Here is a 25,918-nt window from a genome sequence, read left to right as displayed (position 1 = left end):
ATGTTGTGGATGATCGACAACTACGACAGCTTCACCTACAACCTCGTGCAGTACCTGCAGACGCTGGGCGCCGAAGTGAAGGTGGTGCGCAACGATGTGATGAGCGTGGACGAGATCGCCGCGCAGAAGCCCGAGCGCATCGTCATTTCGCCCGGCCCGTGCACCCCCAACGAAGCGGGCGTTTCGCTGGAGCTGATCGAACGCCTGGGCCCGACCACGCCGATCCTCGGCGTGTGCCTGGGCCACCAGGGCATCGGCCAGGTCTACGGCGGCACCGTCATCCGCGCCGGCAACATCATGCACGGCAAGACCTCGCCGATCCGACATGAAGGCAAGGGCGTGTTCGCCGGCCTGCCGGACCGCTACCAGGCCACCCGCTACCACTCGCTGGTGGTGGACAAGAACAGTCTGCCCGACTGCCTGGAAGTGACCGCCTGGACCGAGAACGAGGACGGCTCGATCGAAGAGATCATGGGCCTGCGCCACCGCCAGTTCCCGGTGGAAGGCGTCCAGTTCCATCCCGAATCCATCCTCACCGAACACGGCCACGCGCTGCTGCGCAATTTCCTCCAGCGCCCGGCGGCCTGATCCAAGGAGCATACCCATGAGCTTCTCCCCCCAGGAAGCCCTGCATCGCACCATCGAGCACCGCGAAATCTTCTTCGACGAAATGGTCGACCTGATGCGGCAGATCATGCGCGGCGATGTGTCTCCGATGATGACCGCCGCGATCCTCACCGGCCTGCGCGTGAAGAAGGAGACCGTGGACGAAATCGCCGCGGCGGCCACCGTGATGCGTGAATTCGCCCGGCCAGTGCCGGTGGCCGATACCTCCAACCTGGTTGATATCGTCGGTACCGGTGGCGATGGCTCGCACACCTTCAACATCTCCACCTGCTCGATGTTCGTCGCGGCCGCCGCCGGCGCGCGCGTGGCCAAGCATGGCAATCGCAGCGTGTCGTCCAAGTCCGGCAGTGCCGATGCGCTGGAAGCGCTGGGCGCGGTGATCGAACTGCAGCCGGATCAGGTGGCCGCGGCCATCGAGCGGACCGGCATCGGCTTCATGTTCGCGCCGATCCATCATCCGTCGATGAAGGTGGTCGCGCCGGTACGCCGCGAGATGGGCGTGCGCACCATCTTCAACATCCTCGGCCCGCTGACCAATCCGGCCAGCGCGCCGTCTGTGCTGATGGGCGTGTTCCATCCCGATCTGGTGGGCATCCAGGCCCGCGTGCTGCGCGAACTGGGCACCGAGCGCGCGATGGTGGTCTGGGGCCGCGACAACATGGACGAGATCTCGCTGGGGGCGGGCACCCTGGTGGGCGAGCTGCGCGACGGCAAGGTCCGCGAGTACGAGATCCACCCGGAAGACTTCGGCATCGCCATGTCGGCCAGCCGCAACCTGCGCGTGGACGGCCCGGAACAGTCCATCCAGATGCTGCGCGCGGTGCTGGACAACGAGCCGGGCCCGGCGCTGGACATCGTGGCGCTCAATGCCGGTGCCGCCCTGTACGTTGCCGGCGTGGCCAGCGATATCGGCGATGGCCTGGCCCGTGCCCGTGCCGCCATCGCCAATGGCAGCGCCCGCCAGCGCCTGCAGCAGTACATTGAAACCACCCGCGCGCTGGTTGCCTGAGCGCGCGGTTCAGCCTGACCCCGTCGATGGCCCGATAATGGCCGTCCTCACCGCCCCCGCACCGACCCGAAGACGATGAGCGACATCCTGCAGACGATCCTGGCCCGCAAGGCCGAAGAAGTGGCCCAGCGCCGCGCCCAGCGCCCGCTTGAGGAGCTGCAGGCCGCCGCGGCCAGCGCCCCGCCGGTACGCGGCTTCGTGCGCGCGCTGCAGGCGGCGGTGGCCAATGGCGACCCGGCGGTGATCGCCGAGGTGAAGAAGGCCAGCCCATCCAAGGGTGTGATCCGCCCGGACTTCCGCCCGGCCGACATCGCCGTCAGCTACGAATTCGGCGGTGCCAGCTGCCTGTCGGTGCTGACCGACGTGGACTTCTTCCAGGGTGCCGACGCCTACCTGCAGCAGGCCCGCGAGGCCTGCACGCTGCCGGTGCTGCGCAAGGACTTCGTGATCGACGCTTACCAGGTGTACGAAGCGCGCGTGCTGGGCGCCGACTGCATCCTGCTGATCGTGGCCGCGCTGGACGACACCCAGCTGGCCACCTTGTCCGAACTGGCGCTGTCGCTGGGCATGGACGTGCTGGTGGAAGTGCACGACATCGACGAACTGGAGCGTGCGCTGCAGGTGCCGGCACCGATGATCGGCATCAACAACCGCAACCTGCGCACCTTCGAGGTGTCGCTGCAGACCACGCTGGACATGCAGCAGGCCGTGCCGCGCGACCGCCTGCTGGTCACCGAGAGTGGCATCCTGGGGCCGCAGGACGTGGCGCTGATGCGTGATGCCGGCATCCACGCGTTCCTGGTGGGCGAGGCCTTCATGCGCGTGGAAGAGCCGGGCGAGGGCCTGCGTCAGCTATTCTTCGCGGCATGAAAACGCACTATCCGACGCCGCGCGAGGATGCGCCGCTGGTGGTCTTCGACTTCGACCACACCCTCTACGACGGCGATTCGGGCACCCATCTGTTCGCCTCGCTGATCAAGCGCAACCCGTTGCGCATGCTGGCGGCGCTGCTGGTCACGCCGATCGCCGGGCCGATGGTGGCGCTGCTGCCGACCCGTCGTGCCGGCATTTCGGTCTACGTGTGGATCGGCAGCTTCGGCCTGCACCGTGCGCGCGATTTCAACAAGGTGATCGACGCCTATGTGCTGCGCAACGAGGCGCAGATGCGCGCCAAGCTGCTGCCGCAGGCGCTGGAGGTGTTCGCCGCGCACCGGGCCAAGGGCGACCGCGTGGTGGTTGCCACAGGTGCGCCGCCGGAGCTTGCACGCGCGATCCTGGCCTTCGTGGCCCATCAGGATGTGCCGGTGATCGGTACCGAGGTCGGCCCACGGCTGGGCGGCGTCGGTCCAACCCGTCACTGCCACAACGAAGAGAAAATGCGCATGCTGCGCGAGCGCGGCTACGGCGATATCGATATCGCCTACTCCGACAGCACCGCCGACCTGCCGCTGCTGCTGGCGGCCAAGGCACCGGTGGTGGTGAACCCGAAGCCGGGCCGGGTGGCGTTCTTCCGCCGCGTGCTGCCCGCCGGCACCCGCATCCTCAACTGGGGCTGCGCTGACCGCGGCGGTGACAAGGCGTAGCCCGGGGTCAGATCCGCGTAGGGCCTCCGACCCCATCGCACGATGACGGATCTGCCGGCCAGCGGCCGGCACTACCCTTCTCCGTCGCGGTTGTGCCGGCGCTTCTCCGTCCGGTAGTGCCGGCCGCTGGCCGGCAAGCGCTCAGCGCCCCAGGTGCCCGTACACCGCGTGGCCGATCTGGAACAGGCTGATGCCCAGCACCAGCACGCCCACGGCCACCAGCACCCAGCGCTCCTTCACCCGCTTGACCAGGATCGCCGCCACCGGCGCGGCCATCATGCCGCCGATCAGCAGGCCGGCGACGATCTGCAGGTGCTGCACGCCCATCGACAACAGGAAGGTCGCTGACACCGTCAACGTGACCACGAACTCGGCCGCGTTGACTGTTCCGATGGTGGTGCGCGCCTGGCCGCCCCGGGCGAGCAGGGTGGACGTGGCGATGGGCCCCCAGCCACCGCCGCCGCTGGCGTCGAGCAGGCCGGCGAAGAAGCCCAGCACCGGCACCCGGCGGATCTCGCCCTTGGGCATCCAGCGCCCAGCGGCGCGGGCCAGGATGATGATCGCCAGCACCAGCAGGTACAGGTAGATCAGTGGCCGGATGATCTCGCCCGGGAGCTGCGTGAGCACGTACGCGCCCAGGGCGCCGCCCACTGCGCCGGGCAGGGCCAGGCGCAGGAACAGGCGTTTATCGACATTTCCGGCTGCGAGGTGCGACACCCCCGAGGCGCCCGTGGTGAACACTTCAGCGGTGTGGATGCTGGCGCTGACCTGCGCCGGCGGCAGGCCCATGCTCAGCATCACCGACGAGGACACCAGGCCGAACGCCATGCCCAGCGCGCCGTCGACCAGCTGTGCGCCCAGGCCGATGAGGATGAACCACCAGAATTCGCTGCTCAGCTCCATGCACCGAGCCTAGCGCGCCAGGGAGTGCGGACCAAGGTCCGCACCCACCGGGTGCTCAACGGTCAACGGGTGCCGTACAGCACCACGGTCTTGCCGCGGGCATGCAGCAGGCCGTCGGTCTGCAGTTTCTTCAGCACGCGGCCGGCCATCTCGCGCGAGCAGCCGACCAGGCGCGCCAGCTCCTGGCGCGATACACGCAGCTGGCTGCCTTGCGGATGGCTCATCGCCTCCGGTTCCTGCGCCAGGTCGTGCAGGGTGCGCACGATCCGGTCGGTCACGTCCAGGAACGCCAGGCGGCTGGCCTTGCGGCTGGTGTCGAGCAGGCGCTTGGAAATCTGCTGGCCCAGCGCATACAGCAGGCGCGGGGCATCGGCCGACAGCGGGCCGAGGAACAGCTGATGCAGGCGCTCGTAGCTGATTTCAGCCAGCTCGCAGGCGGTGCGGGTCCGCAGGATCACCTCGCGGCGGTCCGATTCGACGAACAGGCCCATCTCGCCGACGAATTCGCCGGCACCAAAGTAGCCCAGCACCAGCTCGCGATCGTCATCTTCCTCGGCCATGATCGAAACCGAGCCGCTGATGACGTAATACAGGGTTCCCGCCGGGTCCCCGGGCCGGAAGACGTCGGTACGGGTGGGGTATCGCCGCCTGTGGCTGTGCGCCAGGAAACGATCGATTGTGGCGATATCCAGGGCCAGTGGACTGCTAGCTAGGCGCACGGTTGACACGATAGGAGCGCTCCCTCTGCGCATGAACGGATTCACGGGGTCGATAGCGGAGCTTAACCAGCGCAATTGTTAAGGGCAAACAGTGTGCCAGATGTGAGCGCTCTTCACGTTCCCCCCGGGGGCAGTTTGCCCCATAATTCCCCCTTTCCCTTCTTACACAGGAATCGACCGCCGTGGTCAAGCCGTTGCCTCGCCTGAGGCTGCAGGGTTTCAACAACCTCACCAAGGCGCTGAGCTTCAACATCTATGACGTGTGTTACGCGCGCACCGAAGAGGAGCGTCAGCGTTACATTGAATACATCGATGAAGAGTACAACGCCGACAGGCTGACTCAGATCTTGACCGATGTCGCCGAGATCATCGGCGCCAACATCCTGAACGTGGCCCGCCAGGACTACGACCCGCAGGGTGCCTCGGTGACCATCCTGATCTCCGAAGAACCGGTGATCGACAAGAAGCTGGCCGGCAAGGAGCTGATCTCCGACGCCGTGGTCGCGCACATGGACAAGAGCCACATCACGGTCCATACCTACCCGGAGACCCATCCGCAGGAAGGTATCGCGACGTTCCGCGCGGACATCGACGTGGCCACCTGTGGCGTCATTTCCCCGCTGAAGGCCCTGAACTACCTGATCGAGAGCCTGGAATCGGACATCGTGATCATGGACTACCGCGTCCGTGGCTTCACCCGTGATGTGAAGGGCAAGAAGCACTTCATCGACCACAAGATCAACTCGATCCAGAACTTCCTGGCCAAGAACATCAAGTCGCGTTACGAGATGTTCGACGTCAACGTCTACCAGGAAAACATCTTCCACACGAAGATGCACCTGAAGGACTTCGACCTGGACCAGTACCTGTTCGAGGAAAAGGCCAGGAACCTGTCGTTCAAGGAGCGCATGAAGATCGAGGCGCTGCTCAAGCGCGAGATCGAAGAGTTGTTCCACGGCCGGAACCTGTCCGAGTAAGCCCCATGTGCGATGCCCGCAGGCATCGCCACCCAGGCGGGACGACCCGCCCCGTGGAACTGGCGTCGCACGCGCGATTTGCTCCATGGTGATGTACCGACCCACGGCCCGGTGTGAAAACACCGGGCCGTTTCGTTTTTTCCCAAAAAGGTAAGGAGCCCCCACCCATGCCCTGGATCTACCTGCTGCTGGCCGGCCTGTTCGAGATCGGTTTCGCCCTCGGAATGAAGTACTCGGAAGGCTTCAGCAAACCCTTGCCCACCGTTGCTACGGTGGTCTCCGCCCTGATCAGCCTGTACCTGATGAGCCAGGCGATGAAGAGCATCCCGGTCGGCACGGCCTATGCGATCTGGACCGGCATCGGTGCCATGGGTGTGGCGGTGCTGGGCATCTACCTGTTCAACGACAGCGCATCGCCGGCGCGCCTGGCCTGCGTGGGCCTGATCGTGGCCGGCGTGATCGGCCTGAAGCTGGTGTCGCCGAACTGATTGATGGCCCGACCAACGGTCGGGCCCCACCGTCGGCCCCCACCGTCGGCCCCCCCCCGCACCTCCTGGTAGGCCCGCACGGTTGGTGCGGGCGGCCGTTCAAATGCGGTAAGCGATGGTCTTCATCACCCTGGAGGCCAGTGCCATCGCGCCCGGAATCGGGAACGGAAGGCGGCGTGCGCCGGCCTGCTCGGCGTGCTCGGCATGGCGGGCCTCGTCCTCCTTCATCACCTGGATGACCGCGCGGCTGCGCAGATCGCCGGGCGGCAGATTGACCAGGTGCTCGTCCAGATGGGCTTCCACCTGGCGCTCGGTCTCGACCACGAAGCCCAGGTTCCAGCCGTCGCCGCGCAGCCCGGCCAGGGTGCCGATCGTGTAGCTGCCGGCGTACCACAGGGGGTTGAACAGGCTGGGACGGCTGTCCAGTTCGGCCAGCCGGGTGGCACACCAGGCCAGATGGTCGGTCTCTTCCTGGGCCGCTTCCAGCAGGTGTTCACGCGTGGCCGGGTCGCGGGCCACGGCGGCCTGGCCGAAATACAGGCCCTGCGCGCAGACTTCGCCGACGTGGTTGATCCGCATCAGGCCGGCTGCATGGCGGCGCTCGGCGCTGCCCATGCCGGGCTCGTCGGTCTCCGCAGCCGGGTAGGGGCGGGCCGCCGGTGGGTTGCCGAACACCGTGTCCAGGGCGCGCTGCGCCTCGGTCAGCAGGTGGTCCAGCGGGGTGGTCTGGCGGAGCACGGTCATGGCAGTACGCGGTGGGGCGGAAGTCCCCCCGATTCTCGCCCGGCCCTGCGTCCGTGCCAACCCGGCCTGACGGTCCACTTGCAAGTGGCTGGCAAGGCCAGTACAATCCCGCCTCTTGCGCTTCACCTTTTCACAACGCGTGGCAGAGTTCCGGCGAGCCTTTCGCCGCAATGAGCCCGACCTAACCTAGAGTTCTTCATGAGCACTTTCACTGCCAAGAACGAGACCGTCCAGCGCGACTGGTACCTCGTCGACGCCGAGGGCAAGACCCTGGGCCGTCTCGCCACCGAGCTGGCCCGCCGTCTGCGTGGCAAGCACAAGCCGGTCTACACCCCGCACGTTGATACCGGCGACTACCTGGTCGTCATCAATGCAGAAAAGATTGCCGTCACCGGCAAGAAGCTGCAGGACAAGATGTATCACCGTTTCACCGGTTACATCGGCAACCTGAAGACCGAGTCCCTGGCCCAGGCGCTGGAGCGCCACCCGGAGCGCGTGATCGAGATCGCCGTCAAGGGCATGCTGCCGAAGGGCCCGCTGGGTCGCCAGATGTACCGCAAGCTCAAGGTCTACGCCGGCACTGAGCATCCGCACGCCGCACAGCAGCCGCAGGTTCTGGATATCTAATCATGGCTATCACTCAAAACTACGGCACTGGCCGCCGCAAGTCCTCCACCGCTCGCGTGTTCCTGCGCAAGGGTTCGGGCAACATCACCGTCAATGGTCGTCCGCTGGACGAGTTCTTCGGTCGTGAGACCGCGCGCATGATCGTGCGCCAGCCGCTCGAGCTGACCAAGAACACCGAAAGCTTCGACATCCTGGTCACCGCCGCTGGCGGCGGCACCACCGGCCAGGCCGGTGCGATCCGTCTGGGTATCGCCCGTGCGCTGGTCGAGTACGACGAAAGCCTGAAGTCCGAGCTGCGCAAGGCTGGCTTCATGACCCGCGACGCCCGCGAAGTCGAGCGTAAGAAGGTCGGTCTGCACAAGGCCCGCCGCGCCACCCAGTTCTCCAAGCGCTGATCTGCTGCGCCTGGTTGGGCTCCTTCGGGGGCCCGCTGGATGGAAAAGCAAAAGCCCGGCTTCGGCCGGGCTTTTGTCGTTTTGGAGTCAGGCATTTCGTGGTTGCCGGCCAGCGGCCGGCACTACCCGTCTTTTTGCATGTCCGACCCCGGGCCTCTCTCTGGAGAAGAGCCCCCTTGTTGTTCAAGGGGGTGCGCCGACAGGCGCGGGGATAAGGTGGAATGCGTGACCAAATTAAAAGCAAAAGGCCAGATCTTTCGATCTGGCCTTTTGCTTTTAATTTGGCTGCCCCGGATGGATTCGAACCACCGAATGCCTGAGTCAGAGTCAGGTGCCTTACCGCTTGGCGACGGGGCAAAACGTACAACGATTTTCTCACTTATCACGCTGAAAAACAACTTCATTTTCAGTGTGGTGGCTATGGGTGGACTCGAACCACCGACCCCAGCATTATGAGTGCTGTGCTCTAACCGGCTGAGCTACATAGCCTTGGTGAGCCCGCTATTCTGCGGATGTGTACCGTCCCTGTCAACACTTTTGTGCCGTGCTTGTGGGCCGACAGAGGGCGTGGGATAGTCCCGGGCAGTAGATTTTCTTAGGAGTCCGCATCGTGATCGATCCGGACGGCTATCGACCGAACGTCGGCATTGTGCTGATGCGGCAGGACGGCCAGGTGTTCTGGGCACGACGCGTGCGCCGGGATGGTTGGCAGTTCCCGCAAGGGGGCATGAACACCGATGAGACGCCCGTCGAGGCCATGTATCGTGAACTGCAGGAAGAAACCGGCCTGCTGCCTGAGCATGTGGAAGTGCTCGGGGCCACGCCCGGTTGGCTGCGCTACAAGCTGCCGGCGCGGGCCATCCGCCGCAACGAGCGGCAGGTCTGCATCGGCCAGAAGCAGGTCTGGTTCCTGCTGCGCCTGACCGGCGACGAATCCCATGTGAAGCTGGACCACACTGACTCGCCCGAGTTCGATCATTGGCGCTGGGTCGATTTCTGGTACCCGGTGGAGCATGTGGTGGTGTTCAAGCGCGGCGTCTATGCGCGCGCACTGCGTCATCTGGCGCCTTTGGCGCGCGGGGTCGCCGGGCAGGGCGTAACCGCCATGCCCAAGAGCGCCGCCGAGGCTTGGATGCCCGGCCACACGGCCGGCCACGACCGCCCGCGCAAGCGCCCGCGGACGCGCGGCTACTGGCCGAAGAAGGCCACGGGTGATGGCCCAGCCAGCTGACGGGCTGAACGGTATCGAGAATGGTTCAGGTCTCTGATTGACAACCATTCTCGTTTCCATTGGAATAGCCATCAGGCCGCTCCTGGCCTGTCAGCCCGGTTCCCGCCTGTGTACGTCTGCATCTGCAACGGAGTCACCGACCACCAGATCCGCGAAGCCGCCAGCCATGGTGTCAGCACGGTGGCCGAACTGACCATGCGGACCGGCTGTGGTGCGACCTGCGGTTCCTGCCTGGACATGGCCGCGGACCTCTTGGCCAAGGCGCGTGCGACCCACGATCTGCCGCTGCCGGTATTGGGCCTGGCCCAGGTTGCCTGATCGTTTCTTCGCGGCGCATTGACGCCGCGCTTTCGCATCCTTCACGCGCGGCCGCACAGGCCAATGCGCACGATTCGCGTTCCTTCACGGCCGCAGACAAGGCGTTAAAGTGCCTGCGTTTTCAGCGTGCAGGAGCATCCCATGAAGGGCGACACCAAGGTCATCGAATTCCTCAACAAGGTCCTCTACAACGAGTTGACCGCGATCAACCAGTACTTCCTGCACGCCAAGATGCTGAAGAACTGGGGCATCAAGGAACTGGCCGAGCACGAGTACAAGGAATCGATCGACGAGATGAAGCATGCCGACATGCTCGCCGACCGCATCCTGTTCCTCGAAGGCCTGCCGAACTTCCAGGCGCTGGGCAAGCTGCGCATCGGCGAGAACCCGACCGAGATCCTGCAGTGCGACCTGTCGCTGGAGCGCGACGGCGTGGTCACCCTGCGCGAGGCCGTCGCCTATGCCGATTCGGTCGGCGACTATGTCAGTCGCCAGCTGTTCGTGAAGATTCTCGATTCGGAAGAAGAACACATCGACTGGCTGGAAACCCAGCTCGACCTGATCGAGCGCATCGGCGAGCCCAAGTACCTGCTGAGCAAGCTGGAAGAGTGAGTCAGCTGTCCTGGCCGGCACGATGCTGCGCCAGGTAGCCCGTCAGCGCCACACGTGCCCGGGCGAATTCGGCAACCAGCAGCGCGACCGCCACCGCGGGGCGCTGCAGGCTGCCACCACGGGCCTCGCGTTCGATGCGCTGCGCGACCGCCGACAGCGACAGGGCTCCCACGTTCGCACTCGACGATTTCAGGCTGTGCGCGACCGCCTGCAGGCGGGGCTCGTCGCCGCTCTGCGCGGCCTGCTGCAGCTGCTGCACCATCGCTGGCGCATCGTCAAGAAAGACCGACACGATCTGGATGGCGGCGTCGCCGATCACCGCGTGCAGTTCGTCCAGCACATCGCGGTCGAGTACCGGTTGTGGCTTGGAGCCCACTCGGCTGTCATCGTCCTGCAGAGCCGAGCCATGCTCGGCTGATGGAGCCCCACTGCTGTTGGCCGTCAGCCGAGCCATGCTCGGCTCTGCAGAAGGCCGTGCAGGTGATGCGGCTTTACCGCCACCCCAGCGCTTCAACAGCGCATGCAGCGTGGCGCGGGCGATCGGCTTGGACAGGTAATCGTCCATGCCAGCCTGCAGGCAGCGCTCGCGGTCGCCGGCCATGGCATTGGCGGTCATCGCGATGATCGGCAGGCGCGCTCGCCCGGTTTCCGCTTCTTCCGCACGCCAGTGGCGCGTGGCGGCGTAGCCGTCCAGCACCGGCATCTGGCAATCCATCAGCACGATGTCCACGCCGCCTTCGCGAAGTGCGGCCAATGCCTGCTCGCCATCGACGGCGTTGCGCACCTCGCACTGGAATACGCGCAGCAGCTGCTCGGCCACCATCCGGTTGACCGTATTGTCTTCCACCAGCAGCACGCGCAGGTGCAGTGGCGGCAGCACCGGCGCGGGTACCCCATCTCCGACACTGGAAAGCAGGGCGGCAGGACGGGCAGGCGTGACAGGTGCGGCCAGGAGTGCATGCAATGCGGCATCGTCGAAGTGCGTGGGCAGCTGGCGCTGGCGCGGTCGTTGCGCTGGTGCATCATCCTGCAGCCAGAGCACCTGCAGTGCGTCGTCGTCACCGCGCTCGGCCAGTGCCTGCTGCAGCATCGCCTCGCCGCTGCGCCGCGCGCGTGCATCGACCAGCAGCCACGCCGGTGCCGGTTGCCCGGGTTGCGGCGCGGTGCGCAGCTGTTCGACCACGGCGTCCAGCTGGCTCAGCATCTGCACCTGCAGCCCATGGTGGGCGGCGATGCGCTCGATGCGTTTCTGCAGCATTGCATCGGCACTGAACAGCAGCAGCGCTGTCGGCGCGCGGGCCATCGCCGGCAGGTCGCCGGGCACCTTCAGCAGCGGAATCTCGAACCAGAACGTAGCACCCTGGCCGGGCGTGGACTGCACGCCGATCTGCCCGTGCATCAGGTCGATGATGCGCCTGCAGATGGCCAGGCCCAGGCCGGTGCCGCCGTAGATGCGCGTGGTCGAGGCATCGGCCTGGCTGAAGGACTGGAACAGGCGTGCCTGCAGTGCCTCATCGATGCCGATGCCGGTGTCGATGATCTCGAAGCGCAGCTGGTGCTGGGCCGCGCCTTCGCCCAGCCGCTGCACGCGCAGCTGTACTTGGCCGCGCGCGGTGAACTTGATGGCATTGGCCAGAAGATTGCTCAGCACCTGGCGCAGGCGTACCGGGTCGCCGCGCACCGGCAGGCGCACCGACGGGTCAAGCTGCAGGGTCAGGGACAGGCCCTTGGCGTCGGCGGCGCGCTGCATCAGCTGCACCACGCCATCCAGCAGATCGCGCAGGTTGAAGCTGGTGATTTCCAGTTCCAGCGCCTGTGCTTCCAGCCGTGAGTAGTCGAGGATGTCATCGACGATGCGCAGCAGCTGCTGTGAACTGGCCGAAGCGGTGGCCAGCATCTGCCGCTGGTCCTCGCCCAGCGGCCCGTGCGCGATCAGCTCCAGCATCGGCAGGATGCCGTTGAGCGGGGTGCGGATCTCGTGGCTCATGGTGGCCAGGAACTCGCCCTTGGCCAGCACCGCTGCTTCGGCGGCCTGCTTGGCCTGCAGCAGCTGCTGTTCCAGCTGGCCCTGGCGTTCGGTGGTACGGCGCAGCTGGTCGCGTTCGGCGGCGAGCGCATCGTGTGCGCGTTGCAGCCGGGACAGTGCACGGCTGCGTGCGCGCAGGCGCAGGCCCAACAGCAGCGCCACGGCGGCCGCGGCAAGGGCAACCAGCAGCACGCCCCACAGCGGCACGTCAGAGCACCGCGTTGTGGAAGTCGAAGTTCAGGTCGCTGCCGGCCGACTGCACCATGTTGCCCTGGATGTAGTCGACGCCGCCGACCCACATCGCCGCGGCGGCCTGTGGGTCCTCGATCTGCTGCCCGATGATCTGCAGCCCGGCCGCATGTGCCTGTTCGATCGCCTTGCGCAGTTCCTCGCGCGTGGCCGGGTTGGCATGGCTGCTGGAGAAGCGCGCGGCCATGCGCACGAACGACAGCGGCAGCTGGGTCAGCAGGGCGTCGGCTTCGCCGCTGGGCTCGAACTGGCTCAGGCAGAATCGCACCCCGGGGCCGGCCATGCGCTGGCAGAACTGTTGCAGCGGCACGGTGTGGATCAGTGCGTCGGGCAGGCGCACGTCGATCACCAGCGCACTGCCCGGCAGGTCACGCTGCTGCAGCGATTCCAGCAGCCAGTCGGCGAAGGCGTCGCGCTGCAGGGTGCGCAGCGACTGCGAGACGAACAGGTTCAGCGGCGGCGTGGCGTGCCGGTAGAGATCCAGCAGGCCCAGCGCGTGCTCCATCACCTGCTGGTCGAGGTCGGCGATACGGCCTGCCGCTTCGGCGGCCGGAATAACCTGGCCGGCCGCCAGCACCGTGCCATCGGCCTGGCGCAGGCGCAGCAGCAGCTGGTACTGCGCGGTGTTGCCACCGGCGACGGCGACGATCGGCTGATAGGCCAGCTCCAGCTGGCCTTCCAGCAGTGCCAGGTGCTCCTGTTCGGTGACGGCCTGGCGGTGCACATGGCCCGCCACACCGGCGCTGAGCAGGCGTGCCTGCAGAGTGGTGCGCTCGATCGCTTCCAGTGCAGCGTTGGCATCGTCGAAGCCCGGCGACAGCGGCGCATAACCCACCACGCCGCGCAGGTGCACCGATTCGTCGTCGCGGATCACGAAGGCACGCGCCGACAGCTGCTCGCGCAGGGAAGCGGCGATGCCTTCCAGGGCATCTTCGTCGGCGTTGCGGGCCAGCAGCAGGAAACTGTTGTCGTTCAGGCGTGCCAGCAGGTGTGGATGGCCGGCCTCGGCCAGGCGCTGCCCGGCCTGTACCATCAGGCGCTCGAAGGCGGCATAACCATAGCGTTCGCGCAGCCCCAGCGCGCTGGCCACTTCGATGAAGAACACACCGCCCCGGTCGCGGTGGGCGAGTGCGGTGTTGAGCTGCTGCAGCACGTGATGGCGCGTCGGCAGGCCGGTTTCCGGATTGCTGGTGGCCGGTACGCCGCTGGCACCGGGCAGGGTCGCGGCCTGCGCACGTGCGCGGCGGATGCGGTTGGCCACGGCGGCGATCAGGTGGCGCGGGCGGATCGGCTTGCTCAGGTAATCGTCGGCGCCGCTGTCGAGCACTTCGAACTGGCGCTCTGGATCCGGATCGCCGCTGAGGAACACGATCGGCAGCAGCTGCAGGCCGGGCTGCTGGCGGATCAGTGCGGTCAGTCGCATGCCATCCAGTCCGGGCAGGTGCAGATCCATCAGGATCAGGTCGGGACGGTGTTCCTTGATCGCCTGCAGCGCGCCATCGGCGTCGCTGTGCACGATTGCCTGCATGCCGGCGCCGTGCAGCACGCTCTGCGCGAACAGGGCCTGGGCGCGGTCGTCCTCGACGATCAGCACGCGGTAGGGCGAATCGGAGGCCAACGGCGCCTGGTCGTTGTTGCCAGCCTCGGCCAGGAAGGCCGGGCCCGGCAGAGGCGGTGGCGCGCTGCCGATCGATGCGGGCATGTCGCAGCTGGCCAGCGGCGGAACCACTGCGGGTACTGCGGCGACCGCGCTCGCCGGCTCCGCGGCCCAGCGTTGCCAATGATCGGCCGGAGGGGATTCAGCGCGTCCCGGGCGGGCGCCCGCGGGGGATTCGTTTGCGGCCATCGGTGCTCCTGGTGTTCGCGTCCATTATGCGACAAGCCCGAGGTTCAACCGGTACCCGGCTGGCGCGGACCGTCCGGCGACGCACTGCGTGCCAGCCAGCGCACGCCCTTCCACAAGGTGCGCCAGACCAGCCACACCAGCAGCGCGCCCGCCAGGCTGCAGGCCAGCACCACGATCAGCGCGATCCACGGGTGCGCCAGGGCCAGGGCCAGGCCCCCGACCACCACGGTGTCCTCGGCGGCGGAGGCCACCCAGTTGCTGGCAGGCTCGGGCGAGGTATTGAGCAGGGCACGGGTGCCGGCTTTCAGTCCATGGCTGGCCAGCGCGACACCGGCACCGGCAGCAAGTGCGCCGGTACCCAGCTGCCCATCCGGCGACAGCGTGGCTGCGGCAAGGAAGGCACCTGCGGGTACACGTGCCAGGGTCTGCACCAGATCCCACGCCGAGTCCACGCCGGGAATCTTGTCGGCGAAGAATTCGGTCACCGCCAGCGCCGCCGAAGTGCCCAGCACCCACCACGATTCAGTAGCCTGCAGGGCCGGTGGCAGGTCGACCCAGCCGAGCAGGCCGGCCAGGCCGACACCGAACACGGTGAGGTAGACGCGGATGCCGGCCAGCCAGGCCAGCAGGATGCCGATCACGAACAGGTGGGCTTCGGTCATGGCGATGCTCCGGCGACGGAACTGTGCAGGGGACCACACTATCGACGATGGCATGCCTGAACGCCACAGACCGTGGCTCGCTGCTGCGCAGGAAACCCACCCGTCCTGTCATACACTAGCCCGTCGTTTGCCACAGGGGCCGTACCGGTGTCGCCCTTGCGATACCCCGGAAACCACCCATGACCAACCGTCCTCCCATGCGCGTGCAGGTCCGCCTGCCCGGCGCGCCGCAACCGCCTGCCGACCGTCGCCGCCTGCTGGTGATCGGCGGCATCTGGCTGCTCAGCCTGGTGCTGGCCGTGCTCGGTGGCTGCTGGATGGCCACCCCGCGCGATGCCCAGGGCCAGCGCCTGCAGGCCGCCGAGAAGCGTGCCGAGACGCTGCAGGCGCAGCTGACCGAACTGCGCCAGAAGCAGGCCACGCTGGAAGCCTCCGACCGCATCAGCCGCGCTGCCAACACCGAGGTGCAGTCCTCGCTGGCCGAGCGCGATGAGGAAATCGCCGGCCTGCGTGCCGACGTTGCCTTCTATGAGCGCCTGGTGGGTTCGACCAGCCAGCGCAAGGGCCTGAACACCCATTCGATCGAGTTCAGCCCGGAAGCGGCCGGCACCTGGCAGTACACCGCCGTGCTGACCCAGAACCTCAACCGCGGCGCCATCAGCCAGGGGCAGATGCGCTTCACCGTGGAAGGCGTCAGGAACGGCAAGCTGGCCACGATCAGCTGGGATGATCTGCACCAGCGCAGCAAGGTACCGGGACAGGATTACTCGTTCCGGTACTTCCAGCAGCTCACCGGCAGCGTGATGCTGCCGGCTGACTTCACCCCGCAACGCGTGCGGGTGACATTGGGGAGTGGTACGGGGGGTACCACCCAGGTATTCGACTGGAAACAGGCCGGTGCGCCGGCCGCCAAAGGGGAGTAGGCAGATGTTCGGAAGCAGCAAATCCAACCGTGAAGGCCAGCTGGTGGTGGATGCCCTGATCGGCAACCAGGTGGTGATCCGCGGTGATGTGGAATTCAGTGGTGGCCTGTACGTGGAAGGCCGCATCCATGGCAAGGTGATCGCCGCCGAAGGCGCCAGTGGCGCGACCCTGACGGTCGCCGAGCATGGCGTGATCGAGGGCGAGATCCGCGCGCAGGTGGTGGTCATCAGCGGCCGCCTGGACGGCGATGTACACGCCACCGAGAAGGTCGAGTTGACCCCGAGCGCACGGGTCAATGGCAACGTCCATTACCAGGTGGTGGAGATGAATGCGGGCGCCCAGCTGAACGGCCGCCTGATCCATGCCAGCGCCCCGATGGCGGCCCTGCCGGCGCCGGAAGGCGATGAGGCCAATGGCGGCAAGGGCGACACTGCTGCACGCCGCAAGCTGGCCGAGGCGATGGCTTGAAAGCCATCCCCGGCACCCCCATGCTGGCATCATGAGCACGCTAGTCTCCCTGCCCGGCGCCACTCCGGTTGCCGCGCCCGATTACCAATCGCTGGAGCGCCCGCTGAACTTCACCGAGTCGGCGGCCGCCAAGGTCAAATCCCTGATCCAGGAAGAGGGCAACCCCGACCTGGCCCTGCGTGTGTACATCGAGGGCGGCGGCTGTTCGGGCTTCCAGTACGGGTTCGAGTTCGACGAGAACCGTGCCGAGGATGACCTGGCGGTACAGACCAGCGGGGTGACCCTGCTGGTCGATCCGCTGAGCCTGCAGTACCTGATGGGCGCCGAGGTGGATTACACCGAGAGCCTGACCGGTGCCCAGTTCGTGATCCGCAACCCGAACGCAAAGACCACCTGCGGCTGCGGCAGCAGCTTCAGCATGTAAGAGCCCTGTGGCCAGGATGTGCCAACCACGGTTGGCACCCACCAGAGCGGATCAGTTGATCCACGCCGTGCGTGGATGCTCTGTGCCTCCATGCACACAACAGCAGATTGCGCACAGCGCCGACCTTGCCACCCGCATCGATTGGCGGCACGCTTGCCGGATGCCCAATACTTCTTCGCCGCTTTCCGGTTTCGCCTTCGTTGGCGAACCGCTGGAGCGCGCCGATGCCCTGCGCGACGATGCCGATGCACTGGCGCGCCTGTGGCCGGGCGCGCACATTCTCGTGCTCGATCAGGACGGCAGCGCCTTTACCGGCGATGACGACCAGCCGCTGGCGCTGACCGGCGCCGACATCGGGGGTGGTCCCGGCTCCGCGATCTTCCTCGGCCTGCGCGGGGAACAAGCATGGTTCTCGGTTGAAGCCGCCAGCGTCACCGTCACCGCACCACGTCGCCTCGACCTGCGCCAGGCCGCGCTGCTGTGGTCGATGGCCGATGCGACCGCCTTCAGCTATGCCCGCGGCATGTCTTACTGGCACTCGCGCACCCGCTTCTGCGGTGTGTGCGGCGGCGCCGTGGCGTTTGCCCGAGGCGGCTTCGTCGGCCGTTGCGCGCAGTGTTCCACCGAGCACTACCCGCGTGTCGATCCCGCCGTGATCGTCGCCGTGGAGAACCAGGGCCGGCTGCTGCTGGGCCGGCAGTCGAACTGGGCCCCGCGTCGTTACTCGGTGCTGGCCGGCTTCGTCGAACCCGGCGAGACGTTCGAGCAGACCGTGGTGCGTGAAGTGCACGAGGAGAGCAAGGTGCGGGTGACCGCCTGCCAGTACCTCGGTTCGCAGCCGTGGCCGTTCCCCGGCGCGCTGATGATCGGTTTCCGTGCACAGGCGCAGGATGACCTGCCGACTGTGGATGGCGAACTGGAAGACGCGCGCTGGTTCACTGCCGATGAGGTTGGCGCAGCATTGGCACGCGATGCGGACGACGATGGCCAGGGCATCCGCCTGTCGCCGCCGATCTCGATTTCGCGCGGCCTGATCGAACACTGGTACCGCGAGCAGCAGGGCTGAACCGGCCTGCGGCCGGGCCGGTTGTGGCTGCTGTATTGCCGCCACCTGAACACGGCCCGGGTTACAGTCCGGTTCACCGCTGAGGGGCGCCGCTGCGACAGGTAAGGTAACGGCGCCGAGCGTTCCGTTTCGTAGGGAGACCTGCCATGTTCACCACTCTGGCCGCCGTGCTGGTGGCACTGGCCCTGGGCCATGTTGCCCCGGCCGCTGCCGCCTCGCTGCGCCGTTTCGACGGCTTCCGGCGCTGGCTGGGCTGGCTGGACGCGCATGGCGGAAAGGCGTGGCAGGGACCGGCCGGTGTTGCATTGGCACTGCTGCCGCCGCTGCTGCTGATGGCGCTGCTGGCATGGCTGCTGCGCGGGGTGCTGTTCGGGCTGCCGTCGCTGATGCTGGGCGTGGCGGTGCTGGCCTGGTGCTGGGGGCCGCGTGATCTGGATCGTGATATCGAAGCGATCATCGATGCGGACGACGCCGCAACGCGTCAGGCCGCCGTGCGCAACCTGCAGGCGGCCGGTGGCAGCCTGCGCGAAGACGTGCCGTCGCTGGTCGAGGCCACCGTGCTCAACGCGCTGCGGCGCTGGTTCGCGGTGCTGTTCTGGTTCCTGCTGCTGGGCCCGGCCGGTGCGCTGGGGTACCGGCTGCTGGCGCTGATGGCGGAAAGCCCGATGCGTGCCCGCGTGCCGGTGGAGCCGCTGGCGCTGGCGCAGCGCCTGCTGGGCTGGATCGAGTGGCCGGTGGCGCAGCTGATGGCGTTTTCGATGGCGCTGGTGGGCAACTTCGATACGGCGTGGAAGGCGTGGCGCCAGGCGCATGGCGAGCGGCTGGCCGGCACCATCGGGTTCCTGGGCGCGGTGGCGCGGGCCAGCGTCAACGCCGAGCTGCGCGAAGATGCGCACGATTACACCGAGGCCGGGCTGTTGCCGGTGTGGCAGCGGCTGCCGGACCTGCGTGATGCGATGAGCCTGGTGTGGCGGATGCTGCTGCTGTGGCTGGCGATCCTCGCGTTGCTGGTGATTGCAGGCTGGGTGACGTAGGTGTTCTGGCAGGGCTTGCAGCCCTGCACCTGCAGAGGCGACAGCAACAGCAACAGCAACGGCAGGATTGCTGCGGGTTGGCGGGGTGGGTCGGATGGCGGGGGACGCCGTGAATCCGTCCATGGAGGCTTGGTCGCCGCATCCATGCGGCTCACACCCCCGCCATCCGACCCACCCCGCCTTCGACAGTTTTCCGTGCACTGACGTTCTGTAGAGCCGAGCCATGCTCGGCTCCGAGCGAGCGCAGCGAAGCTATCCGCTTTTGATCTTCTCTTTCTTTTCCGTGGCGGACGCGCACGGAAACTGTCCGTGGCCGGGCGGGATGGGTTTGAGGGGGTGTCCGCGGCATGGGTCCGAGGCATGCCTCGGGCGGGTTGGGCAGGACGCCCAACCCTGGTCTTGCCGTGCGCGCAGGACAGCGCACACGAGCAAGCCGCGGCCAAGCCTCCACGGACGGATTCACGGCGTCCCCCGCAAACCCATCCCGCCCGGCCAACCCCATGATCGACGAACGCCGCCCACCACGAGGGGCTGCGCCGTTGGCTGGAAACCTAGATCGGCGCCAGCGCGGTAAACGGTGCCCACGGCAGGTTGCGCAGCAGCGCATACCCAGGCAGCACCCAGAGCCAGAACACAGGATTGGCCAGCACCCGCATGAGCGGGTCGAGCAGGCGTGGGCGGATGCCGGCGATGTTCAGCAGCATCAGCAACAGGAACGGCAGGCTGATGACCAGCAGCGGGTTCATCGCCATCGCGCCGGGCAGGTCGAAGTGGACCAGCGAATACAGGCAGCGCGTGCTGCCACATCCCGGGCAGTACAGGCCCGTCAGCGCGTACAGCGGGCAGCTCGGCAAGGGATTGCCGGCGACATACGGATTGACGTTGCGCAGGAGCACCGTGGCGCCCGCGGCCAGGCCGGCGGAAACCAGCAGCGGCGCCCAGCGGGCGAACCGGGAACGAGCAGGAAGCGCGGACATGCAACAACGGATCCGGCGCAGGCGCCGGATCCGTCCAGGCGTATCAGTAGCCGCTGTTGCTCATCGCGCCCATGCCGCCGAGCACAACGAAGAACAGCACGTACAGCACGACCACGACGGCCCAGGCGATGGCCGACCAGATGGCCCACTTCTTGGCCTTGGCGGCGGAGTCCTGGGCGCCGGCAATGTCGCCAGCGGCCAGCTTGCCGTTGACCTGGGCGGCATAGACGATCGACACGATGCCGGCCGGCAGGCAGCAGAACAGGGTGGTCAGGATCGCCCAGACCAGGTTGTTCGGGACCTGCGGAGTGGCGGTATTCATGGGTTCAAGCTCCTTGATGGGTGGTGGTGGTAGATCATTGGTCGGAAAGAGCGCCCAGCACGGCCAAGCCGCCGAACAGCCCGAACCACAACAGCAACAGGACCGGCAGGGCCACGGCCGAAGCCACCGCCCACCAGCCCGCCTTGCGCGACGCACTGTAGGCCCCCGGCAGGTCGCCGGCCGCGCGGCGGCCATCGACCTGGGAGGCATAGACGATCGACACCACGCCCAACGGGAGGCAGCAGAACAGCGTCGTCAGGATCGCCCAGACCAGATGGTTGGGGATGTAGACCGGACGGCTGAGCGGTGGTGGTTGATTCAAAGCAAGACTCCATTCCTTGGTGGCCAGCCGTGATGTATCGGCCGGACCTCCCCCCTGTGGGTGCGTAATCTACCGCAACCGACGTTGCATGTATGCGTTTACAGTCACGACATGTCGCGTACGTCACCGGACGGTGGCCTATGCGGGGGAGGCTGCCGGGCCCGCTTGGCGGGCCGGGTCCGTCAGGCGTGATCGCCGCGCAGTGCCCGCACCTGGGCCTCCAGCACCGGGGCGCTGGTGCTGTGGCCATCCACGGCCGGCGCCGCGACCACTTCGACGGTGGCACGGAAACGGCGCGGCACCCGCATGCGGCCCAGGCGGCTGTCGCGCCGGCTCCACATGCTCGACCACATGCCGCGCAGGGCCATCGGCACCACCGGCACCGGCCGCCGTTGGAGGATCTTCTCAACGCCCGACTTGAACGGGGCCATCGCACCATCCCTGGTCAGCGCACCTTCCGGGAAGATGCAGACCAGCTCACCTTCGGCCAACGCGGCGTCAATCTCGTCGAACGCGCGCTGCATCAGCGCCGGGTCTTCGCGCGCGCCGGCGATCGGGATCGCCTTGGCGGTGCGGAAGATCCAGCGCATCACCGGGATGTTGAAGATCCGGTAGTACATGACGAAGCGCACCGGGCGTGGAATCGTCGCCGACAGGATCAGCGCGTCCATGTAGCTGACATGGTTGCAGACCAGCAGCGCGGCGCCTTCGTCGGGCACGTTGGCCTCGATGCCGTGCGGGCGCAGCCGGTACAGCGTGCGCACCATCAGCCAGCTGAGGAAGCGCATCAGGAATTCGGGGACGATGGTGAAGATGTAGATCGCCACCAGCGCGTTGGCGATGGCCAGCGCCAGGAACTGCTGCGGGATGGTCCAGTGCAGCAGCGTGTGCGCGGCCAGCGACAGCAGGGCCGCAGCGACGATGAAGCCGGAATTCTGGATGTTCAGCGCCGCGAACACGCGCGACATCTGCGCCTTCGGCGTGCGGCTCTGGATCAGCGCGAACAGCGGCACCACGAAGATGCCGGTGAACAGGCCGATGCCGACCAGGTCGATGACGATGCGGCTGCTGCCCGGCTGCTGCAGGAACGGCCCGATGGCCAGCCCCTGCACGGTCGCCTCGCCGCTGCGGGCGAAGTACAGGTCGAGCAGGAACGCGGTCATGCCGAACGCGCCCAGCGGCACCAGGCCGATTTCCACCGTGCGCGCCGACAGCTTCTCGCACAGCAGCGAGCCGATGCCGGTGCCAACCGAGAACAGGGCCAGCGCAAAGATGTACAGGGTTGGCTCACCGCCCAGGTTGGTCACCGCATAGGCCGGTAGCTGCGAGGTCAGCACGGTGCCGACGAACCAGAACCAGGACACGCCCAGGATCGAATTGCGCACGGCTTTCTGCTGGCGCGCCATGCGCAGCACCGCCAGTGATTCCGGCAGCGGGTTCCAGTTGATCTTCAGGTTCGGGTCGCCGGCATCGACCTTGGGAATCAGGCGCGCGGCGATGTTGCCGCAGATCGCCAGCGCGATGATCGCGCAGGCCGCCACCACGGTGCCGTGGCTGCCGGCCACGGTGAACACCAGGCCGCCGACGATCATGCCGGACAGGATCGACATCGAGGTGCCCATCTCGACCAGGCCGTTGCCGCCGGTCAGTTCCTCGGGCTTGAGCACCGACGGCAGCACCGAGTACTTCACCGGGCCGAACAGGGTCGATTGCATGCCGGTGCAGAACAGGGCCACCAGCAGCACCGGCACGCTCTGGGTGAGGAAGCCAGCGGCCGCCAGCGACATGATCACGATCTCCATGGTGGTGGTGATCACGATCAGTCGCGATTTCTCAAGTTTGTCGGCGATCTGCCCGGCCAGTGCCGAGAACAGGAAGTAGGGCAGGATGAAGATGGCCGGTGCCAGCGTGGCGTACAGCCCCAGCTCCTCCTCCGGCACGGCCATGAACAGCAACATGCTGATGATCGCCTGCCGGTACACGTTGTCGTTGAACGCGCCGAGTGCCTGGACCACGAAGAACGGCAGGAAACGGCGCTGGCGCAGCAGGGCGAACTGGTTGTGACCGGACATGGAGCCTCCTTGACCGGCGCAGCCTAGCATTCCTGCCCATCTGCTGTGGGTACGGACCTGTGGGTGCGGACCCGTTGGTCCGCACACCTGCCAGCACCCTCAGACGATATCGTCGACCACGCCGCCGTCCACGCGCAGCGCCGCGCCGGAGGTGGCGGAAGCCTGCGGCGAGGCCAGGTACACCACCATGTTGGCCACTTCCTCGACCGTGGCAGTGCGCTGGATCACCGAGGATGGCCTGTGTGCCATCACGAACTCGCGGCCGATCTGCTCCAGCGGCTTGCCGCTGCGCTTGCGTTCATCCTCGAACATCGCCGCGAAGCCATCGGACAGGGTCGGGCCGGGCAGCACCGCGTTGACGGTGACGCCACTGCCGGCCACGCGCTTGGCCAGGCCGCGCGACAGCGACAGCTGCGCGGTCTTGCTGACCCCGTAGTGGATCATATCGGCGGGAATGTTGCGTGCCGATTCGGAGGAGATGAACAGCACGCGACCCCAGCCGGCATCGACCATCGCCGGCAGCAGTGCCCGCGACAGGCGCACACCGGACATCACGTTGGTCTGCCAGTAACGCTCCCAGGTGGCATCTTCGGTCTCGAAGAAGTCCTCGGGGCCGAAGACGCCGGCGTTGTTGACCAGGATGTCGACCTTGGGCAGGCCGGCCAGCAGCGTATCGACGCCGGCCGCATCGGAGAGATCGGCGGCCACGCCGATCACCTCGGCACCCGGAACGGTAGCGAGCAGGCGCTGGCGGGCGCGTTCGACACTGTCGGTGCTGCGGCCGTTGAGAATGACCCGCGCACCCGCCGCGGCAAGACCCTGGGCGATCGCCAGGCCGATGCCGGCGGTGGAGGCGGTGACCAGCGCGGTGCGGCCGGCGAGTTCGATCTTCATCGGGGATTCCAGTACCAGGGGATCACCCAGTATCCGCGCGGGAACGTGATCGGAATGCATCGCAAGGCGCAACACACGGTTGCACACGGTGCAGTAGATCCACGCCACGCGCGGATGGGATGTCCGACCAGCGACAAGGAATCAGGTCAGGTTGGTCACTGCCTCATTGGCCGCTGCACGCACCTTCGGCAGCATCCGCAGCACCAGCGCCATCTGGGTACGGATCAGCTGCAGTTTCGGCGGCATCGCCTCGTCGATCTGCTCCAGCTCGGCGGCCACCGCGCGGTCTGAGTCGTTGTCATCTTCCGCAACGGGTTGCCGCGCGGTCAGCGCCGTCGCCAGCTGCTGAAGTGCCTTGCGCACGCGATCGCCCGCGGCCAGCGCCAGTGGATCGCCAGCATAGCTGTCCACCTGGTCGCGGTGCGCACCCAGCGCCGACAGATGCCCCAGCAGCGTGTTGGACAGCGCCAGGAAGCGGAAGCCGGCATCCAGATTGCGGCGCACATGGCCGGGTTCGCGCAGCATGTTCGACAATGCGGTGGACAGCGCGGCGTCGGCGTTGTGCATGTCGCGGCGGGCGATGCGGTAGGCCAGGTCATCGCGCATGCCGCTGCGGTACTGGCCCAGCACCGAATCCAGGTAGCGAGCCGCAGTGTCCAGCACGCGTGCCAGGACGAGATGCAGCTGCCGGCCCTGCCAGTCGGGCAGGATCAGGAATGCGGCGACGGCGGCGATCGCGCAGCCCAGCAGCGTATCGACCATGCGCGGCACGATCAGCACGAAGCCGTCGCCGATAAGGTTGAAGCAGGTCAGCGCCATCACCGTGATCGCCGCCGATGCCACCAGGTAGCGATCGGTACGGGTGAAGAAGAACAGCAGCGCCGACAGCAGTGCGATCAGCAGCTGCACGTGCAGCTGTGGGAACAGCTGCAACAGCGCCCAGGTCAGTACCAGGCCGGCCACGGTGCCGACGATGCGTTGCGCCAGGCGCTGGCGGGTGGCACCGAAGTTGGGGCGGCACACGAACACGATGGTCAGCAGCACCCACGAGCCGTTCTGTGCATTGAACAGGCGTATCGCGGCAAAGCCGGCGATCAGCGCCAGCGCCATGCGCAGGCCATGGCGGAATAGCACCGAGCCGGGCGTGAGCTGCTGGCGGATGCGCACGCCCATCTCGCGCAACGTGTGCGGGTTGCTGTCGCGCAGGCGGGTGTCGACGTTGTCCAGACTGGCCTCGGAGCGCTCCGCGTCCAGCAGGCGGCGCTCGATGCTGCGCAGGTTGTGCACCAGCAGGTCCAGAGAACCAAGCAGGCGCTGCCACTGCGGGCGCTGCTGGTCACGCAGGTAGGCCAGCGCATCGGCCAGATCGCGTCCGGCCTGCTGGTTGCTTTCGCCATACACGAACGGACGGCGCAGGCGGATCGCTTCGCCCAGGCGCGCGCAGGCCTGGCCCTGCAGGTCGAGCAGGCGCTGGCAGCGGTACAGCACATCGCTGTGGAAGAAGGCGTCGACCAGCGCGCCATAGGGGTAGTGCGAGGAACTGGCGCGCTCGTGGAAATCCTGTGCCATGTAATAGAGACGCAGGTACAGACCGGAGTTCACGCCCGGCCGCCCGGAACGGCCGAAGCGGGCCAGGATCGCTGTCTTGGCCTCGTTCAACGCACCGACCACACGCCGGTTCTGTTCGGCCAGGTCGAGTTGGCGACGTTGCAGGTCTGCTTCCCTCACCGGCTCGAACAGCGCGGCCTTCAGCTGCAGGTAGCGGCCCAGTTCCTGATACAGCCGCGCTACGCGTTCGCGCACCGGACGGTTGGCGAACAGCGCGGTCCACAGGATCGACAGCAGGCCGTACCAGACCGCACCGGCCAGCAGGTGGCTGACCGCGTCCAGCGCGCTGTGCAGGTCGCCGGCGCCATGCTGCTCCAGGCCGATCATGGTGTAGATCGCCAGCGTCACCGTCGCCTGGGCGATCGACGCATAGCGCTCGCCGAGCGCACCGAGCAGGGTCAGGCCGAAGGTGGACAGCGCCAGCGCGCCAATGAAGATCCACGGCCACGGGAACAGCCAGATCACCGATGCTGCGGCAAGGCAGAAACACAGCAGCGACAGCAGTACCGCCTTGGTGCGGCCCCACCAGTTGTCGTCGGTCTCGGCGATGGCGCTGGCGATGATGCCGAGAAACACGCCGGGCAGGGCGGTGAGCGCGTCCAGCTGCCAGCACACGGCAAGCGCTGCGGCCAGGGCGATGAACACCCGCAGGCCATAGCTGGCCTTCTCGTGGGCCCACAGGCGGCTGAGGCGGGATTGGCGGGCGGACATGCAGGCTCGGTGGAAGGGTCTTCCACCATTATTGCGGGCTGCGCGTGAAATATGGAGTGCGGACCAACGGTCCGCACCCA

Annotated in this window: 28 protein-coding genes and 2 tRNA genes; 16 read left to right on the top strand and 14 right to left on the bottom strand. The window is 66.9% G+C overall.

What is annotated here, in order from left to right:
• From AC5P9W_RS02440 to AC5P9W_RS02425, 4 genes are all read left to right on the top strand, one after another.
• Entirely contained in the window at positions 1–588 is a 588-nt protein-coding gene (locus AC5P9W_RS02440; RefSeq protein WP_019661509.1) for an anthranilate synthase component II, read from the top strand.
• Between the two features lie 16 nt (positions 589–604).
• Positions 605–1,636, top strand: a complete 1,032-nt coding sequence (gene trpD / locus AC5P9W_RS02435) for an anthranilate phosphoribosyltransferase (RefSeq protein ID WP_019661508.1) — start codon at positions 605–607, stop codon at positions 1,634–1,636.
• A 75-nt stretch (positions 1,637–1,711) separates the two neighbouring features.
• Positions 1,712–2,506 carry an indole-3-glycerol phosphate synthase TrpC gene (gene trpC / locus AC5P9W_RS02430; protein ID WP_019661507.1) on the top strand — a complete coding sequence of 265 codons (795 nt, stop codon included), beginning with the start codon at positions 1,712–1,714 and terminating at the stop codon, positions 2,504–2,506.
• Positions 2,503–3,219, top strand: coding sequence for a haloacid dehalogenase-like hydrolase (locus tag AC5P9W_RS02425; protein WP_021202670.1), 717 nt, complete (start codon positions 2,503–2,505; stop codon positions 3,217–3,219). The genes trpC and AC5P9W_RS02425 overlap by 4 nt, the downstream gene beginning before the upstream one ends.
• A 141-nt stretch (positions 3,220–3,360) precedes the next feature.
• Here the strand turns inward: AC5P9W_RS02425 and AC5P9W_RS02420 are convergent, their stop codons facing one another.
• Both AC5P9W_RS02420 and crp read right to left on the bottom strand, forming a co-directional pair.
• A complete protein-coding gene (locus tag AC5P9W_RS02420) occupies positions 3,361–4,122 on the bottom strand; it encodes a sulfite exporter TauE/SafE family protein (RefSeq protein WP_019661505.1) in 762 nt (253 codons plus the stop codon).
• A gap of 62 nt (positions 4,123–4,184) precedes the next feature.
• The gene (crp, locus tag AC5P9W_RS02415; RefSeq protein WP_010482649.1) at positions 4,185–4,874 is read right to left on the bottom strand and encodes a cAMP-activated global transcriptional regulator CRP; all 690 of its coding nucleotides are present in this window, start codon (positions 4,872–4,874) and stop codon (positions 4,185–4,187) included.
• 149 nt (positions 4,875–5,023) lie between these two features.
• On the opposite strand from crp, the gene speD reads away from it, so the two are divergent.
• Together speD and AC5P9W_RS02405 are read left to right on the top strand one after the other, a co-directional pair.
• Positions 5,024–5,818 carry an adenosylmethionine decarboxylase gene (gene speD, locus AC5P9W_RS02410; protein WP_019661504.1) on the top strand — a complete coding sequence of 265 codons (795 nt, stop codon included), beginning with the start codon at positions 5,024–5,026 and terminating at the stop codon, positions 5,816–5,818.
• Between the two features lie 167 nt (positions 5,819–5,985).
• Complete coding sequence (locus AC5P9W_RS02405) at positions 5,986–6,306, top strand: DMT family transporter (RefSeq protein ID WP_005419816.1); 321 nt, start codon at positions 5,986–5,988, stop codon at positions 6,304–6,306.
• 99 nt (positions 6,307–6,405) lie between these two features.
• On the opposite strand, the gene coq7 is transcribed toward AC5P9W_RS02405, so the two are convergent.
• On the bottom strand, positions 6,406–7,050 hold the full coding sequence (gene coq7 / locus AC5P9W_RS02400; protein ID WP_058978875.1) for a 2-polyprenyl-3-methyl-6-methoxy-1,4-benzoquinone monooxygenase: 645 nt from the start codon (positions 7,048–7,050) through the stop codon (positions 6,406–6,408).
• 198 nt (positions 7,051–7,248) lie between these two features.
• Here coq7 and rplM point away from each other — a divergent pair, with 198 nt between their 5' ends.
• Both rplM and rpsI read left to right on the top strand, forming a co-directional pair.
• Positions 7,249–7,677: a 50S ribosomal protein L13 gene (gene rplM, locus AC5P9W_RS02395; RefSeq protein WP_005414692.1), complete on the top strand. Its 429-nt coding sequence runs from the start codon at positions 7,249–7,251 to the stop codon at positions 7,675–7,677.
• Positions 7,678–7,679: 2 nt separating this feature from the next.
• Complete coding sequence (rpsI, locus tag AC5P9W_RS02390) at positions 7,680–8,072, top strand: 30S ribosomal protein S9 (protein ID WP_019661502.1); 393 nt, start codon at positions 7,680–7,682, stop codon at positions 8,070–8,072.
• A gap of 282 nt (positions 8,073–8,354) precedes the next feature.
• Here the strand turns inward: rpsI and AC5P9W_RS02385 are convergent.
• Positions 8,355–8,429: transfer RNA gene (locus AC5P9W_RS02385), tRNA-Gln, on the bottom strand.
• Between the two features lie 55 nt (positions 8,430–8,484).
• Positions 8,485–8,561: transfer RNA gene (locus AC5P9W_RS02380), tRNA-Met, on the bottom strand.
• Between the two features lie 121 nt (positions 8,562–8,682).
• Here AC5P9W_RS02380 and AC5P9W_RS02375 point away from each other — a divergent pair.
• From AC5P9W_RS02375 to bfr, 3 genes are all read left to right on the top strand, one after another.
• Positions 8,683–9,303, top strand: a complete 621-nt coding sequence (locus tag AC5P9W_RS02375; RefSeq protein WP_019661501.1) for an RNA pyrophosphohydrolase — start codon at positions 8,683–8,685, stop codon at positions 9,301–9,303.
• A gap of 108 nt (positions 9,304–9,411) precedes the next feature.
• The gene (locus AC5P9W_RS02370) at positions 9,412–9,621 is read left to right on the top strand and encodes a (2Fe-2S)-binding protein (RefSeq protein WP_019661500.1); all 210 of its coding nucleotides are present in this window, start codon (positions 9,412–9,414) and stop codon (positions 9,619–9,621) included.
• Positions 9,622–9,762: 141 nt separating this feature from the next.
• Positions 9,763–10,233, top strand: coding sequence for a bacterioferritin (gene bfr / locus AC5P9W_RS02365; protein WP_005414691.1), 471 nt, complete (start codon positions 9,763–9,765; stop codon positions 10,231–10,233).
• 1 nt (position 10,234) lies between these two features.
• Here the strand turns inward: bfr and AC5P9W_RS02360 are convergent, their stop codons facing one another.
• The 3 genes from AC5P9W_RS02360 to AC5P9W_RS02350 are packed head-to-tail and all read right to left on the bottom strand — an operon-like array spanning position 10,235 to position 15,016.
• Positions 10,235–12,466, bottom strand: coding sequence for an ATP-binding protein (locus AC5P9W_RS02360; protein WP_288041529.1), 2,232 nt, complete (start codon positions 12,464–12,466; stop codon positions 10,235–10,237).
• Position 12,467: 1 nt separating this feature from the next.
• The gene (locus AC5P9W_RS02355; RefSeq protein WP_111103065.1) at positions 12,468–14,354 is read right to left on the bottom strand and encodes an EAL domain-containing protein; all 1,887 of its coding nucleotides are present in this window, start codon (positions 14,352–14,354) and stop codon (positions 12,468–12,470) included.
• A gap of 44 nt (positions 14,355–14,398) precedes the next feature.
• Entirely contained in the window at positions 14,399–15,016 is a 618-nt protein-coding gene (locus AC5P9W_RS02350; RefSeq protein WP_019661497.1) for a DUF4126 domain-containing protein, read from the bottom strand.
• A 179-nt stretch (positions 15,017–15,195) separates the two neighbouring features.
• Between AC5P9W_RS02350 and AC5P9W_RS02345 the strand changes: the two genes are divergently transcribed.
• The 5 genes from AC5P9W_RS02345 to ampE all read left to right on the top strand — a co-directional run bounded on the left by AC5P9W_RS02345 (position 15,196) and on the right by ampE (position 18,932).
• Complete coding sequence (locus AC5P9W_RS02345) at positions 15,196–15,939, top strand: DUF6776 family protein (RefSeq protein WP_019661496.1); 744 nt, start codon at positions 15,196–15,198, stop codon at positions 15,937–15,939.
• Positions 15,940–15,943: 4 nt separating this feature from the next.
• Positions 15,944–16,408: a bactofilin family protein gene (locus tag AC5P9W_RS02340; protein ID WP_006398829.1), complete on the top strand. Its 465-nt coding sequence runs from the start codon at positions 15,944–15,946 to the stop codon at positions 16,406–16,408.
• 31 nt (positions 16,409–16,439) lie between these two features.
• Complete coding sequence (gene erpA / locus AC5P9W_RS02335; RefSeq protein ID WP_005419789.1) at positions 16,440–16,832, top strand: iron-sulfur cluster insertion protein ErpA; 393 nt, start codon at positions 16,440–16,442, stop codon at positions 16,830–16,832.
• Between the two features lie 160 nt (positions 16,833–16,992).
• Positions 16,993–17,898 carry an NAD(+) diphosphatase gene (nudC, locus tag AC5P9W_RS02330; RefSeq protein WP_111103067.1) on the top strand — a complete coding sequence of 302 codons (906 nt, stop codon included), beginning with the start codon at positions 16,993–16,995 and terminating at the stop codon, positions 17,896–17,898.
• A 146-nt stretch (positions 17,899–18,044) separates the two neighbouring features.
• Positions 18,045–18,932 (top strand): regulatory signaling modulator protein AmpE, encoded by an 888-nt coding sequence (ampE, locus tag AC5P9W_RS02325; protein WP_021203729.1) that lies wholly within the window; start codon positions 18,045–18,047, stop codon positions 18,930–18,932.
• Positions 18,933–19,483: 551 nt separating this feature from the next.
• On the opposite strand, the gene AC5P9W_RS02320 is transcribed toward ampE, so the two are convergent.
• The 6 genes from AC5P9W_RS02320 to yccS all read right to left on the bottom strand — a co-directional run bounded on the left by AC5P9W_RS02320 (position 19,484) and on the right by yccS (position 25,838).
• Positions 19,484–19,909, bottom strand: a complete 426-nt coding sequence (locus AC5P9W_RS02320) for a DUF2752 domain-containing protein (RefSeq protein ID WP_111098929.1) — start codon at positions 19,907–19,909, stop codon at positions 19,484–19,486.
• A 43-nt stretch (positions 19,910–19,952) separates the two neighbouring features.
• Complete coding sequence (locus AC5P9W_RS02315) at positions 19,953–20,231, bottom strand: CD225/dispanin family protein (RefSeq protein WP_019661492.1); 279 nt, start codon at positions 20,229–20,231, stop codon at positions 19,953–19,955.
• 34 nt (positions 20,232–20,265) lie between these two features.
• Entirely contained in the window at positions 20,266–20,553 is a 288-nt protein-coding gene (locus AC5P9W_RS02310; RefSeq protein ID WP_005419784.1) for a CD225/dispanin family protein, read from the bottom strand.
• A 182-nt stretch (positions 20,554–20,735) separates the two neighbouring features.
• Entirely contained in the window at positions 20,736–22,625 is a 1,890-nt protein-coding gene (locus tag AC5P9W_RS02305; RefSeq protein ID WP_111102379.1) for an MFS transporter, read from the bottom strand.
• 99 nt (positions 22,626–22,724) lie between these two features.
• A complete protein-coding gene (locus tag AC5P9W_RS02300) occupies positions 22,725–23,519 on the bottom strand; it encodes an SDR family NAD(P)-dependent oxidoreductase (RefSeq protein WP_111102378.1) in 795 nt (264 codons plus the stop codon).
• Between the two features lie 141 nt (positions 23,520–23,660).
• On the bottom strand, positions 23,661–25,838 hold the full coding sequence (gene yccS, locus AC5P9W_RS02295; RefSeq protein WP_021202133.1) for a YccS family putative transporter: 2,178 nt from the start codon (positions 25,836–25,838) through the stop codon (positions 23,661–23,663).
• Positions 25,839–25,918: the final 80 nt, after the last annotated feature.

It is taken from the genome of Stenotrophomonas sp. YJH_SMC_33, from assembly GCF_059372295.1.
The sequence above is the reverse complement of the archived record's forward strand: the minus strand, read 5'-3'. Positions and strand labels throughout refer to the sequence as shown.

Coding starts and splice junctions, on each gene's coding strand:
- AC5P9W_RS02305 (WP_111102379.1), bottom strand. CDS start 22,625: ATGTCCGGTCACAACCAGTTCGCCCTGCTGCGCCAGCGCCGTTTCCTG.
- AC5P9W_RS02405 (WP_005419816.1), top strand. CDS start 5,986: ATGCCCTGGATCTACCTGCTGCTGGCCGGCCTGTTCGAGATCGGTTTC.
- AC5P9W_RS02440 (WP_019661509.1), top strand. CDS start 1: ATGTTGTGGATGATCGACAACTACGACAGCTTCACCTACAACCTCGTG.
- yccS (WP_021202133.1), bottom strand. CDS start 25,838: ATGTCCGCCCGCCAATCCCGCCTCAGCCGCCTGTGGGCCCACGAGAAG.
- AC5P9W_RS02350 (WP_019661497.1), bottom strand. CDS start 15,016: ATGACCGAAGCCCACCTGTTCGTGATCGGCATCCTGCTGGCCTGGCTG.
- trpD (WP_019661508.1), top strand. CDS start 605: ATGAGCTTCTCCCCCCAGGAAGCCCTGCATCGCACCATCGAGCACCGC.
- erpA (WP_005419789.1), top strand. CDS start 16,440: ATGAGCACGCTAGTCTCCCTGCCCGGCGCCACTCCGGTTGCCGCGCCC.
- AC5P9W_RS02355 (WP_111103065.1), bottom strand. CDS start 14,354: ATGGCCGCAAACGAATCCCCCGCGGGCGCCCGCCCGGGACGCGCTGAA.
- AC5P9W_RS02300 (WP_111102378.1), bottom strand. CDS start 23,519: ATGAAGATCGAACTCGCCGGCCGCACCGCGCTGGTCACCGCCTCCACC.
- AC5P9W_RS02320 (WP_111098929.1), bottom strand. CDS start 19,909: ATGTCCGCGCTTCCTGCTCGTTCCCGGTTCGCCCGCTGGGCGCCGCTG.
- AC5P9W_RS02425 (WP_021202670.1), top strand. CDS start 2,503: ATGAAAACGCACTATCCGACGCCGCGCGAGGATGCGCCGCTGGTGGTC.
- ampE (WP_021203729.1), top strand. CDS start 18,045: ATGTTCACCACTCTGGCCGCCGTGCTGGTGGCACTGGCCCTGGGCCAT.
- crp (WP_010482649.1), bottom strand. CDS start 4,874: ATGCGCAGAGGGAGCGCTCCTATCGTGTCAACCGTGCGCCTAGCTAGC.
- nudC (WP_111103067.1), top strand. CDS start 16,993: ATGCCCAATACTTCTTCGCCGCTTTCCGGTTTCGCCTTCGTTGGCGAA.
- AC5P9W_RS02340 (WP_006398829.1), top strand. CDS start 15,944: ATGTTCGGAAGCAGCAAATCCAACCGTGAAGGCCAGCTGGTGGTGGAT.
- bfr (WP_005414691.1), top strand. CDS start 9,763: ATGAAGGGCGACACCAAGGTCATCGAATTCCTCAACAAGGTCCTCTAC.
- AC5P9W_RS02345 (WP_019661496.1), top strand. CDS start 15,196: ATGACCAACCGTCCTCCCATGCGCGTGCAGGTCCGCCTGCCCGGCGCG.
- rplM (WP_005414692.1), top strand. CDS start 7,249: ATGAGCACTTTCACTGCCAAGAACGAGACCGTCCAGCGCGACTGGTAC.
- AC5P9W_RS02315 (WP_019661492.1), bottom strand. CDS start 20,231: ATGAATACCGCCACTCCGCAGGTCCCGAACAACCTGGTCTGGGCGATC.
- trpC (WP_019661507.1), top strand. CDS start 1,712: ATGAGCGACATCCTGCAGACGATCCTGGCCCGCAAGGCCGAAGAAGTG.
- AC5P9W_RS02420 (WP_019661505.1), bottom strand. CDS start 4,122: ATGGAGCTGAGCAGCGAATTCTGGTGGTTCATCCTCATCGGCCTGGGC.
- coq7 (WP_058978875.1), bottom strand. CDS start 7,050: ATGACCGTGCTCCGCCAGACCACCCCGCTGGACCACCTGCTGACCGAG.
- rpsI (WP_019661502.1), top strand. CDS start 7,680: ATGGCTATCACTCAAAACTACGGCACTGGCCGCCGCAAGTCCTCCACC.